Genomic DNA, 14,553 nt, shown 5'->3' with positions numbered 1-14,553 from the left:
CGTCACCCTTTCTCATTAACATAAGAGAATAGTAACGTGCTTTTTAGTTTAAGAATAGTCTAAATCCTTAAGTTGATGGATGTGTGGCGGTACCCCCTTGGTACTACTATCACACAGAATTGCCCCTAGCTCTTGCTAGGGCTTTTTCTATATATCTTATTTACATCAGAAACGTAGGTACGTTATAATAATCTCTTATTACATTCAAAGAGGTGCAAAAAATGAATAAAACCGAATTAACAAAAATGGTAGCAGAAAAAGCAGAACTTACACAAAAAGATGCAGCTGCAGCAACACAAGCTGTATTAGATGCTATAACAAATGCTCTTGCAAATGAAGAGAAAGTACAGATTATTGGTTTTGGTACATTTGAAGTGCGTGAAAGATCTGCACGTACAGGACGTAATCCACAAACAGGTGAAGAAATGCAAATTGCTGCATCTAAAGCACCTGCATTTAAAGCCGGAAAAGAATTAAAAGAAGCAGTGAAATAATTATACATAGTGAAAAAGGATCTGATATTCATATCAGGTCCTTTTTCTTTAGTGACATATTATACTTGCTTATCGTGTCTGTTTAACCAGGCTTTAGAAACTTTTCGTTCTCCAGATACTTCAATCTTAACCTCGCCATCTTCTTTGTATATCCGTTCAATGATTGGTATCGTCACCACTTGTTTTTCTTTTTGTTTTCGAAAATCATCCAAGTTGATAATAGTCATGTTGCACTCTCCTTTAATGATTTCTAAAGAAAAAGGCACCCGTATGAGTGCCCTTCCCCTAACTTGAACCACCATTTACTTTTAAGAAACATCGCTTAACATAAATTATATCATATTTGTTAAATTTTGAAAATAATAATTATTAGTGCTCTATATATTTGAAATAAAGTTGCGATGCTTTGTATTTTTTTCAGTGGGATCTAGTCTCCTCTATAATTCCTCTACTTGTGACCAATCACATTTTAGGCCATTTTCTTTAGCCCAGTTCTCTATCTGTTCTTGTGTCCATCCTTTTCTTGTTCCTAGCTCCACATACGCTTTTGGAAGTGCAGCGAGTATTTTCGTACGATCATTTCGTTTCTTAAGCCATACTGATAATGCTGTAGGATTTCCTGAGAAAACTACTTTGCTGATTTCCCTATTCCCGTAAGCTTTGATTGTCATGCTTAATCTCCTTCTCTATTTCTTCCCATATTTCGTTTATCTTGGTTGTTTGGAAATACCGCAGGAGTGTGCTAGCACATAATCCAAATTCATTGAAACGACGTATTGGAATACGTCCCTCATTCACTCTATATACATGCTTTAATTTTTCTGCTAATCCTTGTTTGGTATAAACTTTGCGAGTACCGTACGTTGAAATAAGTCCTGCTCTTTTATGCAATTCAAGCATACCACCAAAACGTAGAGTAAAGACATCTGCATTATATATATTATGAGATTCATTTAATTGCCTTGATGTCGCTGCTTGTCCTAAACAATTAGAATAATTAACATACATTTGAAGTAATTCTTCATCGGTTTCTTTCACAATCTCGGGTGTCTTATTAATTGGTGTAATACCAGCTGCTATTAACGCATTATTATAATTCTGAAACATGTTTATAAAGATATGACGACTATATCCTAGCTGTTCAAGCTTCTTTTGGGAAGGCACTTCCCCCAATTTTTTATACAATTCTTGTAGTATTTGAATGAGTTCTTCTCTTGTATAGTGAAATCCGCATAATTCGTCTTTAGAAATACCAGATAACAAAAGTATACGATTCCAGCGCATGTTAAAACGAGTTTCATAATATGTTACGGATGGCACTACTTCCTTATTTCTTTCGATCATAAATACATTCTTTTTAGTCGTTCCAAGACGCATTATCTCATCCTTAAGTAACTGTAGTAGCTCTTTATCACTTTGTGTGTAAACAGTCCCGTCAAAAGGCTCATAGCCTAATGAAGTAATGAAATCTCTATACCCCATATGAAGATACCGCTTAATTACTTTGGAGTCTGGCAATGTTTTGTCTGTATTCAAATCATTTGTTGTCGGTATTCTATTATTCTTACGAATCCACATATGAAATATCTCGATAATTGCTTCTGCTGTAAAAGTTCTCTGATTTAGATGTTCAAAACCAGCCGCAGCAAGGGCATTATTCCAACTCCCAAATATTTTTTTAATTGGCGTCTGTTGTTTAATATCTCTTTTGGTTGGAATCTTCCCTAATTTTTTTGCTTTATACTGAATAATCAAGATTAACTCTTCTTTTGTATATTGCATTCGTCACTCACCTATATGAAAGAATATTATCTTCTTTTCCCCACAGCTTCTTTTATTCCTTTTTCGATAGCATTCCATACTTCAATTACATCGTGGTGATCTAACTCTTCTTTTGAAAGACTATTAGCTAAGTAGGTTTCATAAGAACCCTCTGAATTCGTTACATTTTCAAGATAAAAATCTAATTCATTATCATATTCATCTTTGCTTTTGCTATGACTTCCTTCACACATTTCAATTTCTACATATTCCATTGCGATTTCTTCTAAACTTCTCATTCCTATATCCCCCTTAATTATATTCTTATATTTATAATAACAAATACGTAGACAAACGTCTACGTATTTGTTTCCTCAAAAAATTAATTAGGTATCGCTATACATGCGCATCAAGCTCAAGCTAAATTTGATTTTTGCTGAAAAGGAAAAATACACGCTGTAGACATCAAACAGCGTATCGGTTAGGACTAGATTTTTAAACTTGAAGGGAATTAACTGTATATCGTGTATAATTAGACAGTACCCCCTATCTTAATTTTACTATCTTATTTCAAAAGGGTATCTACACAGAACAAAGCTATTTTATTATAAAGGGGACGGAATGCAGATTTTCACTAAAGAATGGGTGAATTAAGATGAGTCAAATGGAAAGAGATTTACAAAAGAAGAGGAAACAAGAAAAACTGGATATGATTTATAATCATGCAGTACAGGGAGAAGGCTATTTCCAGAGTCCATCTTATTACTGGAAAAGCATTGTGGTACAACATTTCAATAGGATACAAAGCAAAGAGATGACTGTTGAACAACTTGTCAATTTTCTTGAAAAAGAGGGAATCAAGTTCTCACAACCTAAAGCGTTGATTCAGTATCCAGTTGTAGAATGTTTGAAATATATTGCAAAAGTAAGTAAAGAAAATTTAGAGCTATGAAAAATATCTAATACCATTACTTTAATAAGGAGTAGAGTCACATACCCATCAAGCTAAGAAAAGCAAATACCCCCAAACAAGAAAATTGACATCTCCAGCTGAAAATGTACATTTTTTTGTTTTGGGAGCGTTATATAATTCTTAGGTTGATGAATCTGTGGTGCTACCCCATCGCTATCAAGCTAAGTTTTTGATATACCCTCTAAATAAAATTTTTCTTTTTCTACAGGTAATTTCTTTGAAAGATCAGGTTGTTTTTTTAGTTAATGAGGTATGTGGTGGTATCTTGCTATTTAGATATGCAATTAGGCATATTTTATTTATTTTAATTTCTTCTATGATAATATATAATCTATATATTTATATTGAATGAATAGTAGGGATGATTAATGAAGAAACAGTCTCAATATATGTATCATTTAATTATTAGCATAATAGCACTTTTAGCTATACTATTTTTGTTTTTTGGAAACTATAAAAGTACTATTTTTAAGTACTCACTTATCTTTGTATGTTTAATTAATATGATAATAAATTTCCTTTCTTATTATAAAAAAAGAAATAATTAGTTCTCCATAAAATTAAAAAAATGCTATTCTTTCTTTAAATCATAGGAAAGGATGGCGCATTTTTTCATTTTAGGGGCATTTCTTTTTATTAGCTTGATAGCGATGGGGTCTCACCAACAAAACGCGAATTTCGTACGCTAAGCAGATTTCGACAAAGAAAAAGCCGATTTCCTGTACGTTAAGGGACCGGCTGTATTGTTGGTTTGGAATAACGTTCGATCAAAATTATGCTGTAAACATTGATTTTATAATAGAAGAAACCCACGCGTTTTGAACAAAGATTAATCAAAATACATGGGTTTGATTTTGCTATGGAATCGGCGATTCATATTCTCTCCTGATGGTGTGCCAAGTTCTAAACTATTTCTGGTTATTCTAGAACTTACGCTTTTACTCTTCCGTATTAAATTTTGCCTGCGCTCTATTGAATAATGAAGCATTCACCTTATTTCGCGATAATTCACGAAATAAATACTTACACCTACTAATAACAGCCCTACGACAAGGCGGTAAGTTACCGGTTCATCTAAAAACACCGTTCCAATGAATACTGCAATGATCGGTACAAGAAACGTGAATGTACCGACTTTGCTTGCCTCTCCCGCATTAATAAGTTTATAGTAAATGATATATGCCAGTGGAATGCCAAAAGTGGAGCCGTATCCGAGTCCAAAAAGGTACCTACCATTCCATTCAATAGCTGACCAGTTTTCAACAATTGTTCCAGTACCTATTAGAATAACTCCACCAATAATACACTGCAAAGACACCATCCAGAAAGCATCTACTTCGTTGCTCACCTTCTTCACATAAACCACACCAAGTGCCCAGCTAAATGCCATAAGCAACCCTAAGACAACACCAATGATCGATACATGAACGATTAATCCGTCCACACTTACAACTACAATTCCAAGAAATCCGATAATCAAACCCATAATTTTAAACGGCGACATGTACTCTCCAAGCCAAATCCAAGCAAACAATCCAAGTAGCACTGGCTGAAAATAGACAAGCACTGAAAACAGTCCTCCTGGCAAATAAATGAGCCCTACTGTCTGTAACCCAAAAAAGAGAATCGTATTAAAGAATGCTGAAATACAATATTTCGACCAATTTTCACGCCATTTGATCCTGTTCCTCATTTTATATATGAGGGCTGCTAGTATAAGACCCCCAATTACTGCACGCATACCTGCAAATAATAACGGGGGCGTATAAGGTACAGCCATTTTATAAATCGGCCAACTTCCACCCCAAAGAAAGACTAACAATAGTAATGCACACGTCGATTTTGTAAAGACCTTCGCCAATTGTCTATCCTCCCTTCAATAGTTGAATAGTAAACTAAGTCTATATTTCGAATTAGGCTTGAACTCTCCCCCCACCAATAGATTCTAGCCTATGTTAAGGGAAGATATCTGCACCCTTTTATTTATCCTTATCCATATCGGAAAAATTATCTTACTTCAGAACCCCTCTTTGTCCATTCTCCAACAAATTCAGCCTCATTATAAGAATAGAAGTTTTTTAGAATCTCCTCACGATTATCAGAGAACAGCTGGTCTGCCACAGCTGAAACTAATCTAGGTATCCCATATCTCATTCCCGGAAGCGAAGAGGCTGAGATACCACAGCTAACTACAGCTGAATAGTTAAAAGCAAAAAGCCCATGAAGAAGCTTTGTATCCTTTTTGTCTCGGCATGTGAAAGTAAAGCCAGGGCCAAGGTAAGGATACGCATCAAGCTTACGGTTGGCGATCTCAGCAGGTGCATTATAATAGTCATCCCAACGTGCAATATGGCGTTCGAAAAGCTTTAGCTCTGGACGTAAAGAATGATCAGTCACAAGACCAGTTGAAATGATTAGAAAATCAAAAGTAAAATTACCTTGTGGAGTAGTGACAACAGCCTTCTCAGCTTCATGCTGTACGTCAAGCCATGGAGCATCTAAGTGTAATTTAAAGCCGGGATGTGAAGCTGCACGTTCAAATGTGTCATTTGTAGGAGGTTGATGCTTAAAGTAATGGGCCATAACGGAATATTTATCAGCATCAGATAGAACATTAAAACGTTCAATTAGACCTGACACCCCCATTTGTCGCATTGGGTTAATGCGTGGCATCTCTGTGCGGCGAACAAACACTTGAGCCGAACCCACACCTTCAGATAATGCAAAATTGGCATTATCAAAAGCTGAGGCCCCACTGCCTAAAATTGCCACCTTCTTGTCTTTAAGGGCCTCAAAGTCAATGTCTTCTGAGGTGTGTGCATAGAGGTGACGAGGTAATGTTTCGGAAATCATAGATGGTACGTGCCATTCCCCTCCGCCTTGAATACCAGTGGCTAAGATAACCTTGCGGGCCAGTAATGTATTAGAAGATGCTCCTGCTCCTTCAATATGCAGTCGATAAACATCTTCCCCTGCAGGCTCAATAAGCTTCATCTTTACCTCATTAACAACAGGTAAATTAAGAACCTTTCGATACCAACGTAGATAGTTCATCCAATCGTTCCGCGGAATCTTATCGATGTCCTCCCAACTTTTTGGTCCAAATTGCGCTTCCCACCAGGAGCGAAAAGTCAGAGAAGGCACTCCAAGATCAATGGATATCAAATGTTTAGGCGTACGCAATGTCATCATACGAGCGTAAGTTACCCATGGCCCTTCATATCCTTCAACGTTTTCGTCGATGATAAGGATATTAGATATTCTTTCACGCAAAAGCCCAAAGGCCACACCTAAGCCACACTGGCCGCCTCCTATAATCACTGTATCGTAGACATGCCCCTCAGGATGGTGGGTTGGGCATACCCAGTCCTCTCCCCCAAATGCAAGATAAGAAAGATCCCTTTTTACTTGTTCATTTAAAGCTTCTAAACTCATAATTTTTCATTCCCTTCAATATATGACTTATTAACTTCTGAACTAATCGTTAAGTTATTCTTTACTTTATCTGAATGGCGGCTTTTTCTTACACCGTCTTATGAGCAGCATTGATCGATTTCAACAATTTTATTAAGATTTTCTGAAATCATCGACATTTCCTCACCTCTATAATTTTACAATACTATACCCCTCTATGGTATGTAAAGGACTTTTAATAAAAAGTTTAAAAATAGGTGTTTGACGAAGAATTTTTTTTACTTAGAATTTCCCCTTGACTGAAGTGCATCCTTATATTGTGGAAAGCATATCCCGTTTAGGGATAGTACCACATCGCCATCAAGCTAAGCTCATACAACGTCAATTATAGTAAAGGTTGTTTCTTTTTTCTAAAGGCTACGTATAGGAAATTTAAAGATTTGCATACGAAATAAACCCTAACGGGTTTCATTTTTTTGATTTAAGCCGCTTGATTATCAGACATAGTACAATTGTAAACGACACCTAATATATCAAAGACTGTTTTCTTCTCATACCTATGAGATTTTCTCCCATTTTGCTGTAGGAGATTGAACAGGCGAATGAGGATCTTTGATAGCTCTTGGGTGTCTTTCTGTATAGCTTGGAAAAGAAAAAAAAAGTAATCTTTAATCATATATAGTGCCTTATATTCACTCAGTTCTCGTTTCTTTTTCATAAGAAGTAATTGCCGCATTTGAAACATGGTAGAAGAACAGAGTAGAATGGCAAGCAGTTGCCCATACAAATGGCATTCCAATCGTTCTCGTTTTATCTTTTTGCAATGATGAATACGAAAGAATGATTTCCACGTTTTAAATAAAATCTCGATTTGCCAACGTAAAGAATACCAATCATGTACTTGTCCCATCGGGACAATATCTATAGGGGTATTTGTCATGTATACATTGATACCGCTAAGTCGTTTGCTACGAGCAGAATACTTCATTCCTTTCTTTTTTTCTCTTGCATTTTGGGCTTGTAATCGTTTTTGTTGTTGTTCTTTTGTTAGTCGATGAACAATCACACGCGTTGGGACTTTATCAATCATTCCTACATAAGCGCTGGATATTTCACATGTTTGTCCTGGTTGAAGAGAGTTCATTAAAACCTCCATATCTATCTGGATATACTCTGTACCTTTTTTGATTCTGCCATCTTGAAAATAATCAGGATTAGGGTTTTTTTGATAAATACGTGTATTCGATTTGATACGTGAGATATAATAAGCCTTTTTATCTTGTATATGCTGAAGATCTTTCAAATGAAAATAACCTAAATCTCGGATACATAAATCATTCGGTGTTACAGTTGGGACACACAGGGAACCGTAGGTTCGATCATGTTGTTTACCTGGACCGGTATGAATATGCAGGAACTGTCCACTTAATAAATCATATTCAAGCTGAATCTTTACTCCCGCTGTATGGCTGCATCCTCCTGCACCTGGATAAACGAATGAAAAGGAATCTGGAAGTTGAAATGCAGTTGAATCTAAAATACGAATACGCTTAAAAACAGAAGTATATGGAGAAGAAATCTGTATAGATGAGGTCAATTTTCGGCTTAGTAGTTCAGCTAGTATGTGTTGTAAAAATTGGACGGCTGCTTGATTAAATCGTTGGTTCAGTCCCTCGGGACTAATGAGCACTTCTGTCGAAGCTTCTAAACAGCTAGATAACTGAGTTAAAGACGTCGTAGCGATATTTTGGTTCATCCATACACATAAAGCGACTAAATCTTTTGCTTGGTACTTACTGGTTCGTTGTACGAAACCAACATCTCTAGCAAGATTCCGTAAGGTATTTGGAGATAAAAAACGTTGAATCTCTTGAGCAAATAGTTGTAATTCATCAGACACAGAAACAGACATAAAAAACGCCATCCTTTCCTATGATTCTACAGAAAGAATAGCGTATTTTTTCTTTTTATGGGTACATTTTTTTAGCTCGATGTCGATGTGATATTACCTCAAATATAATTATTTTATTTGAAGGTCTCTTTTAAATTTTTATCAAATCTTTTCATAGGTTGGTATACAAGGACGTGTAGTGATAAACCTATCACTGCAGTAATATTTAAAATAATACTTATAATCATTAAAGACCATTCTATAACTGGAGAAAAGTATCCGTTCGTGCTTAATATAGAAGAACTTACACCTAGTATTAAAATCACTATTAGTAAAGGTAAGTTTTTAACCAATTTGAATCCCCCCTTTAAGTATAATATCTTTATATCATTATATCACATACTAGATTATGTAATTAATATAAGATAGTTATCTATGAGAATTTAACATATTTTCTCTTTTTGGGGGTGACCTACTTCTTTAGCTTGATAGCGATGTGGTACTATCCCATCGCCATCAAGTTAAGAAAAGCAAATACCCCAAAACGAAAAAATGAGTTTTTTGTTACAAGTTAGTACAAAATTTCGTTCTGGGGGTACTATAAAATTTTAGCTTGATGGGCATGTGGTGCTACACCCTTTAATACTATTTAGCAGTTAAATCATAGTATAAATATAAAAATAAGGAAACTGGTGATTTTGGCAATTGAGATTTAAGGTAGAATTATATATATAAGAATCTATATATGCAGAATTGCATTTAAAATCTTCTATATTGATGTTATACTAAGATTAATCGAGAAGCATCTAATTAATTATGATTAATCACTACATTTTCTTAAATAGCATGTCAACGTATAAAAAGACACTTTAAGTAGTGTCTTTTTATACGTTTTGACCCCTAATACTAGGGTAGAACTAACACATAGTTATAAACTGTATAGAATCCCCTATTGTATGTTGTTTGCTTTTTTTATTATTATTCTGGTACGTGAAATTATGATGATTTTGTTTGTTTTTTTGTCACTTGTAAAAATTAATATAGCATTCTATATGGATTATATGGTAATATATAAGTAGAAAATTTGTTACCATTGTTTATACTCTATTGTACGTAGCGTGAAGGACAAACCTTACGCCCAGTTAACTCGGGCGAGGTTTGTCCTTTTTTTTATTTTAAGGAGGAATTTACTATGAAAAAAATGTATAAAATCGGAGCAGTTGTAACCACCCTATTCGTTGTTTGTATCACGATCTTCACTTTAACAAAAAATGAATCCGTCAAAACAGAAACTGTAACACCAGAAAAAGCAATTGTATCTGCTGTAGATGCAGAAAGAGCACCAAAAAATATAAAAGATATTTCAAAAGAAGAATTAAAGCAAAAAATAGAGTCTCAGGACGAGTTCATTGCCTATTACTATCAACCAGCGTGTCAATATTGTAAAAAAGCTGCCCCAGATATCAATAGCATGTCGCAGAAACATGATAGAACCATTTACCGTATTGATATCTCTACACCAGAAAATCAAAGTGCATTCCAAGATTTTAATATTCCTGGTACTCCTGTAGTTGTGGCTTATAACAAAGGACAAGAGGCTGAACGCCTTGAAGGAGCAGTGTCAGCTGCGACATACGATGGATTCTTTGCAAGACGTAATTCGAGCGCTAGCTAATATAGTGCTCGTTTTTCTTTTTTGAGAAAGGAGAATTTAGATGCAACAAAAAGTTCGTATTCATTCGTTAGACATGATAAGAGGTATAGCCATACTATGTATCTTATTTGCTAATCTACCTACTATGACAGGACTAGATTCCTTTAATCAAGCAGGTTACTCCGGTATAGATAAAGTAGTTCGTTTTCTAGTAGATTTACTGATATCATCAAAGTTTTATACCATTTTTGCATTCTTATTCGGCGTGGGATTTTATATCTTTATGAGAAATACAGAAAAAAAGGGGTATCCCATATATAAACTATTTAGTCGTAGGTTATGTATTCTATTACTATTTGGTGTAATTCACTTTATCTTTCTGTGGTATGGAGATATTTTACATGCATATGCTATAGCAGGTTTTGTTCTATTGTTCTTTTATAAGCGATTTACAAAACTGATTTTTATAGTCGGCTGCATCTCTCTACTTGTTAGTTATGCACTACATGCTATTTTATTTATACAAGCAGGTTCTTCTATTTCTGCAGTACCAAATTACTATCAATATATGTTTACAGGCAACACTACCAATCACACGGTAAATCTATTTACACATTATTCACATCAAGTAAAAGCTCGTCTGTTCTTTCTAATGACCCAGGAATTCCAACAACTACTAATAGGAATACCGGAATATATAGGCTTATTTTTAATCGGTTTATGGGCTGGTAAGAAAGATATTTTTAAAAGGGTACCGGAATTAATAAAGGAAATTAGATTTTTACAGTGGAGTTCGTTATGCATTTCATGTTTTCTCTCTTATCCTATTATCTACTATTTTATAAAAACGGATGTCTATTACTCTCAGGATATACAACTATGGATTCTATTTGGAGGGAAAATGCTAGCTATATTCTATATTTGTACTCTACTTAGAATTTGTGAGAACAAAAAATATATAGAGTGGCTGCACCCTTTTATGAACGTAGGCAAGTATGCTTTAACGAATTACATTAGCCAAAGTATACTAACTCTTGGCATTCTTTCATTGTACTTTAAAGATGTCTCACACGTATATTACTGGCAACTATGTATCTTTGGGCTTTTGATTATCTTTGTACAAATTATATTCAGCAATATTTGGAGTAAATATTTCCGCTATGGTCCTATTGAGTGGGTATGGAGAAAAGGAATTTACAAGAAATAGCCTATTTTTCACCAGTTACCTGCAATTAGGGTATCTTTGCCCATCCCCCGAAAAGGGGTATTAATACAGAATATCCCAAATATCATTTGGATTACCCTTAAAAATATATGTTTCAAATCTTCTACAACTGTATCGACATGTATCAAATATAAATAAGTTGTATTTTTGAAATGAAAAACTCTACATTTTTAGCTGTTTCACAAAGTACATTTTTTGACATAAAGTTTAAATTTCTTATGGATTAGGCTTATCCCCCTTTTTCGGTGGATGGGCATAAACAACCAAAGAAAATTTATTATGAGGACGTGTTATTAAAAAAGGGGGGGGTTACAAATGTGGAGAAATATAGAAAAACATCGAAAGTGATTGCGCTTTGGGTTAACATGGTATTAAGGTAACTTTCCTAAGTAAGTATTTAAGGGGTGAATAATTTGAGTTTGACATATAAGAGACCGTTAATGTTTATTGTCCTACTGTATATTGTATTAATAGCTTTTAACTATGCAAATCATAATCAATTTAATTGGTTTGAAAACCTTATAAAAACACTATTTATAGTAGGTTTTTTTGAAATTATAATGTGGTTATTTTCTTCAAAAAAAACAACCTCTAGAAAATAAGAGGTTGTTTTTTATCAATCACCAAGTTTTTCCAGTCCATCCTTCTTCTTCATATATACATGTACCTAGATACCAAGCAAGTTGACCAGCTAAACTAACTAAATTACCTTTGACGCCTAATCTAATCATTTTTCTAGCTGCTAATTCATATTCTTTGTTAGTAATATTAGCAATAATAGAACCTAAAAAACCTACTGATAGAAATTCTACATAATTTGCTATAAGTTTTCTTTCTATACAGTTATCTACAGCTTCTGTTTCTTGTTTGAATGGATCCTCATAGCCAGGCGGTGTATTTACACGTTGGATTTCTTGTCTCAATTGTTCTAATTCTTCAGTTTTACCATATTTGTTTTCTATCATATCAATATCAATATCTACAACTCTTCCGTGTTTATCTTTAACTGCAGCTTCTTCAACAACAAATTTCAATTGTGCAGCTACTTCTTGTACTAATTTTTCTTCTTCACTATTAATCTCTTGAGCTTTGGAGATTCCAGCGAAAGAAGTTGTAAACAAAGCGAGTACGAGAGCCATTGATACAATATTTCTTAATATAGCCTTCATTTTTAATCCCATCCCTTTTTCCTTATTTATGCTTTTTTACCGGTATTTTCTAGCACATTTCTATCTTAATACATAAGTCTATAAAAATATATACCCTTCAGAAATCGGAAAAATGATGGAATTCAACGATTACTCCCTTTAAAACCGCAGTTTCAAGATAATCGCAATTTAGTTATTTGAATATTCTGCGTTTTATTTATCAATTTAATTGTGGATACAAATATAATGTTAGATGGTAGATTAACTGTCTTTAAGAGCACAATTTGGGAGGGCTGATTAAAGTTTTATTGTTATCTAATTGTATGAAATTCGTAAAATGTCTGGTGCTATCTCTTATAAAAAGTGGGTACAATGACATTTTCTTAATCCCCCGAAAAGGGGGATGGGCAAAAACACCCAATTAACTGAAAAAAATGATGAAATATCATATGAAAAATTAAAGATATATTTGTGGTTTAAAATGAAAGTGGTTCAAGTCAGAGGAAAGCACCTAAAGATCAAAAAAATAAAAATTACAAAAAGAGGATGCTATACCTTTTATTGAGTATAGCATCCTCTTTTAAAACATCCTATTTCAATGTCATATGTGCAAGCACCACATTTATATCTACCGAATTTACTTTCTCCTTACCTACACATTTTTATCAAGAAATCTGAAGTATGACAACAATTAAGTTCATACTAGCATGAACAACAAATGATACTAGTAACCTATTAGTACGCACATATACTACAGCAAGTACAAGTCCAATTAGAAAGTATCCAAATATAAAGGGAAAGTCAAAATGCATAATAGAAAAGAAAAATGAGCTTATTAATATACTCCAGGTTTCTTTAAATTTTCGAGTTAATATGTTTATGGCCGCATAACGAAAAACAAATTCTTCTACTAATGGTGCAAGTAGAACAATTGAAATAAGTGCTACAGGGGATATTGCTGCAGCAGCGACTGTACTCGACGTATTTGCTGATTGCGTAGTTAACTGAAATACACTCTTATTTAACACACTACCAACCATCTGCGCAAGAAATACTAATATGATCCCAACTAAAATCCATATGAATGAATTTCTTGATAATTTAATCGATAACTTTGGATCATATATTAATTCTTTACTATATATAAGAAAAATTATTATTAACGTGAGAAAAAATCCAATTAGTTCCCAATGTACAAGAAGTTGTTGGATTGCTTGCTGTTGGTTTCCCTGAATATCATACCAGCCTGTCTTCGCTAGCAATTGTATACCTATAATTCCCACAAATTGAGTCATGATAAAATAAATGAGAATGACGTAACCTGATTTGTATATATTACTATTATTCATATTATTATATTCATCCTTTACCATTTTCTCTAAAATAACGTTTTTGTTTAGCTCCATTACACCCTAGATGTATAGAAAACTATGTTATTGTGATTCTCATGTAGTGTCACATACGACTTTTTCTCTGTTTATGGGGCTCTTACCTAGTAGTAAGGGCCTTTTTTTATTCAAATAACTATTGTGTTTTAAGTCTTACAAACTTATTTAAGTAATTTGCCCATATACTTTTATAGGTGTTGTTATTAGCGTCATGGAGTGCATTGGTCACGCGCTCCTATTTTTTATGCAAAATAAAGCTTTTATATGAAAATCGTGCACAGTTTTGACACATCAACCATCACAATTACTTGAAAATTCGTGATAATATTAATTTGTTGAATTCGCCAAGTTTCGACATTATACAACAACAATATCTCTCCTAAAAAGTCCCTGTCCCCGCAGGGATTTTCTCTTTTATTTATTACTTTTTGTTATACTGAATCCCCATCCTGAATGAAATTCAAATTATATATTATTAAAACCTACCAAAATATCATCTGTATATAAAAATTTCATGATTTATGAACCGAAATATTCTTTTCCTACTAATCTCACGCTGCCTGCAGGTGTTTTAAACCTATTTCTAACGCACCCGTTCCACCAAA

At 34.0% G+C, this 14,553-nt stretch carries 14 protein-coding genes; 4 read left to right on the top strand and 10 right to left on the bottom strand.

The genetic code is table 11. From position 1 onward, the window contains the following. Positions 1–221: 221 nt before the first annotated feature. Positions 222–494, top strand: a complete 273-nt coding sequence (locus MR155_RS29500) for an HU family DNA-binding protein (RefSeq protein ID WP_002139643.1) — start codon at positions 222–224, stop codon at positions 492–494. Between the two features lie 59 nt (positions 495–553). Here the strand turns inward: MR155_RS29500 and MR155_RS29495 are convergent, their stop codons facing one another. The 4 genes from MR155_RS29495 to MR155_RS29480 form a co-directional block, all read right to left on the bottom strand. Then, positions 554–721: a hypothetical protein gene (locus MR155_RS29495; protein WP_002139645.1), complete on the bottom strand. Its 168-nt coding sequence runs from the start codon at positions 719–721 to the stop codon at positions 554–556. Between the two features lie 210 nt (positions 722–931). Then, positions 932–1,165 carry a hypothetical protein gene (locus tag MR155_RS29490; protein ID WP_002139648.1) on the bottom strand — a complete coding sequence of 78 codons (234 nt, stop codon included), beginning with the start codon at positions 1,163–1,165 and terminating at the stop codon, positions 932–934. Next, positions 1,140–2,276: a homing endonuclease associated repeat-containing protein gene (locus MR155_RS29485; RefSeq protein WP_242311892.1), complete on the bottom strand. Its 1,137-nt coding sequence runs from the start codon at positions 2,274–2,276 to the stop codon at positions 1,140–1,142. Before MR155_RS29485 ends, MR155_RS29490 begins: the two co-directional genes overlap by 26 nt. A gap of 26 nt (positions 2,277–2,302) precedes the next feature. Continuing rightward, positions 2,303–2,554: a hypothetical protein gene (locus MR155_RS29480; protein WP_002139650.1), complete on the bottom strand. Its 252-nt coding sequence runs from the start codon at positions 2,552–2,554 to the stop codon at positions 2,303–2,305. A gap of 356 nt (positions 2,555–2,910) precedes the next feature. On the opposite strand from MR155_RS29480, the gene MR155_RS29475 reads away from it, so the two are divergent. Continuing rightward, positions 2,911–3,207 carry a hypothetical protein gene (locus tag MR155_RS29475; RefSeq protein WP_396027186.1) on the top strand — a complete coding sequence of 99 codons (297 nt, stop codon included), beginning with the start codon at positions 2,911–2,913 and terminating at the stop codon, positions 3,205–3,207. A gap of 1,009 nt (positions 3,208–4,216) precedes the next feature. Here MR155_RS29475 and MR155_RS29470 read toward each other — a convergent pair. The 4 genes from MR155_RS29470 to MR155_RS29455 all read right to left on the bottom strand — a co-directional run bounded on the left by MR155_RS29470 (position 4,217) and on the right by MR155_RS29455 (position 8,886). Beyond that, on the bottom strand, positions 4,217–5,089 hold the full coding sequence (locus MR155_RS29470; protein WP_242311891.1) for a DMT family transporter: 873 nt from the start codon (positions 5,087–5,089) through the stop codon (positions 4,217–4,219). Between the two features lie 146 nt (positions 5,090–5,235). After that, positions 5,236–6,663 (bottom strand): flavin-containing monooxygenase, encoded by a 1,428-nt coding sequence (locus MR155_RS29465; protein ID WP_242311890.1) that lies wholly within the window; start codon positions 6,661–6,663, stop codon positions 5,236–5,238. A 460-nt stretch (positions 6,664–7,123) separates the two neighbouring features. Next, a complete protein-coding gene (locus MR155_RS29460) occupies positions 7,124–8,554 on the bottom strand; it encodes an IS4 family transposase (protein WP_242311889.1) in 1,431 nt (476 codons plus the stop codon). A 113-nt stretch (positions 8,555–8,667) separates the two neighbouring features. Continuing rightward, complete coding sequence (locus tag MR155_RS29455; RefSeq protein ID WP_242311888.1) at positions 8,668–8,886, bottom strand: hypothetical protein; 219 nt, start codon at positions 8,884–8,886, stop codon at positions 8,668–8,670. 839 nt (positions 8,887–9,725) lie between these two features. On the opposite strand from MR155_RS29455, the gene MR155_RS29450 reads away from it, so the two are divergent. Both MR155_RS29450 and MR155_RS29445 read left to right on the top strand, forming a co-directional pair. After that, positions 9,726–10,208, top strand: coding sequence for a thioredoxin family protein (locus tag MR155_RS29450; RefSeq protein ID WP_002166778.1), 483 nt, complete (start codon positions 9,726–9,728; stop codon positions 10,206–10,208). 40 nt (positions 10,209–10,248) lie between these two features. After that, a complete protein-coding gene (locus tag MR155_RS29445) occupies positions 10,249–11,394 on the top strand; it encodes a DUF418 domain-containing protein (protein ID WP_242311887.1) in 1,146 nt (381 codons plus the stop codon). A 638-nt stretch (positions 11,395–12,032) separates the two neighbouring features. Here the strand turns inward: MR155_RS29445 and MR155_RS29440 are convergent. Both MR155_RS29440 and MR155_RS29435 read right to left on the bottom strand, forming a co-directional pair. Then, positions 12,033–12,593, bottom strand: coding sequence for a hypothetical protein (locus tag MR155_RS29440; RefSeq protein WP_242311886.1), 561 nt, complete (start codon positions 12,591–12,593; stop codon positions 12,033–12,035). Positions 12,594–13,225: 632 nt separating this feature from the next. Next, on the bottom strand, positions 13,226–13,909 hold the full coding sequence (locus tag MR155_RS29435) for a CPBP family intramembrane glutamic endopeptidase (protein ID WP_242311893.1): 684 nt from the start codon (positions 13,907–13,909) through the stop codon (positions 13,226–13,228). Between the last annotated feature and the right edge of the window lie 644 nt (positions 13,910–14,553).

Origin of the sequence: Bacillus cereus group sp. BfR-BA-01331 (assembly GCF_022663915.1) — a bacterium.
GTDB lineage: Bacteria > Bacillota > Bacilli > Bacillales > Bacillaceae_G > Bacillus_A > Bacillus_A mycoides.
The sequence above is the reverse complement of the archived record's forward strand: the minus strand, read 5'-3'. Positions and strand labels throughout refer to the sequence as shown.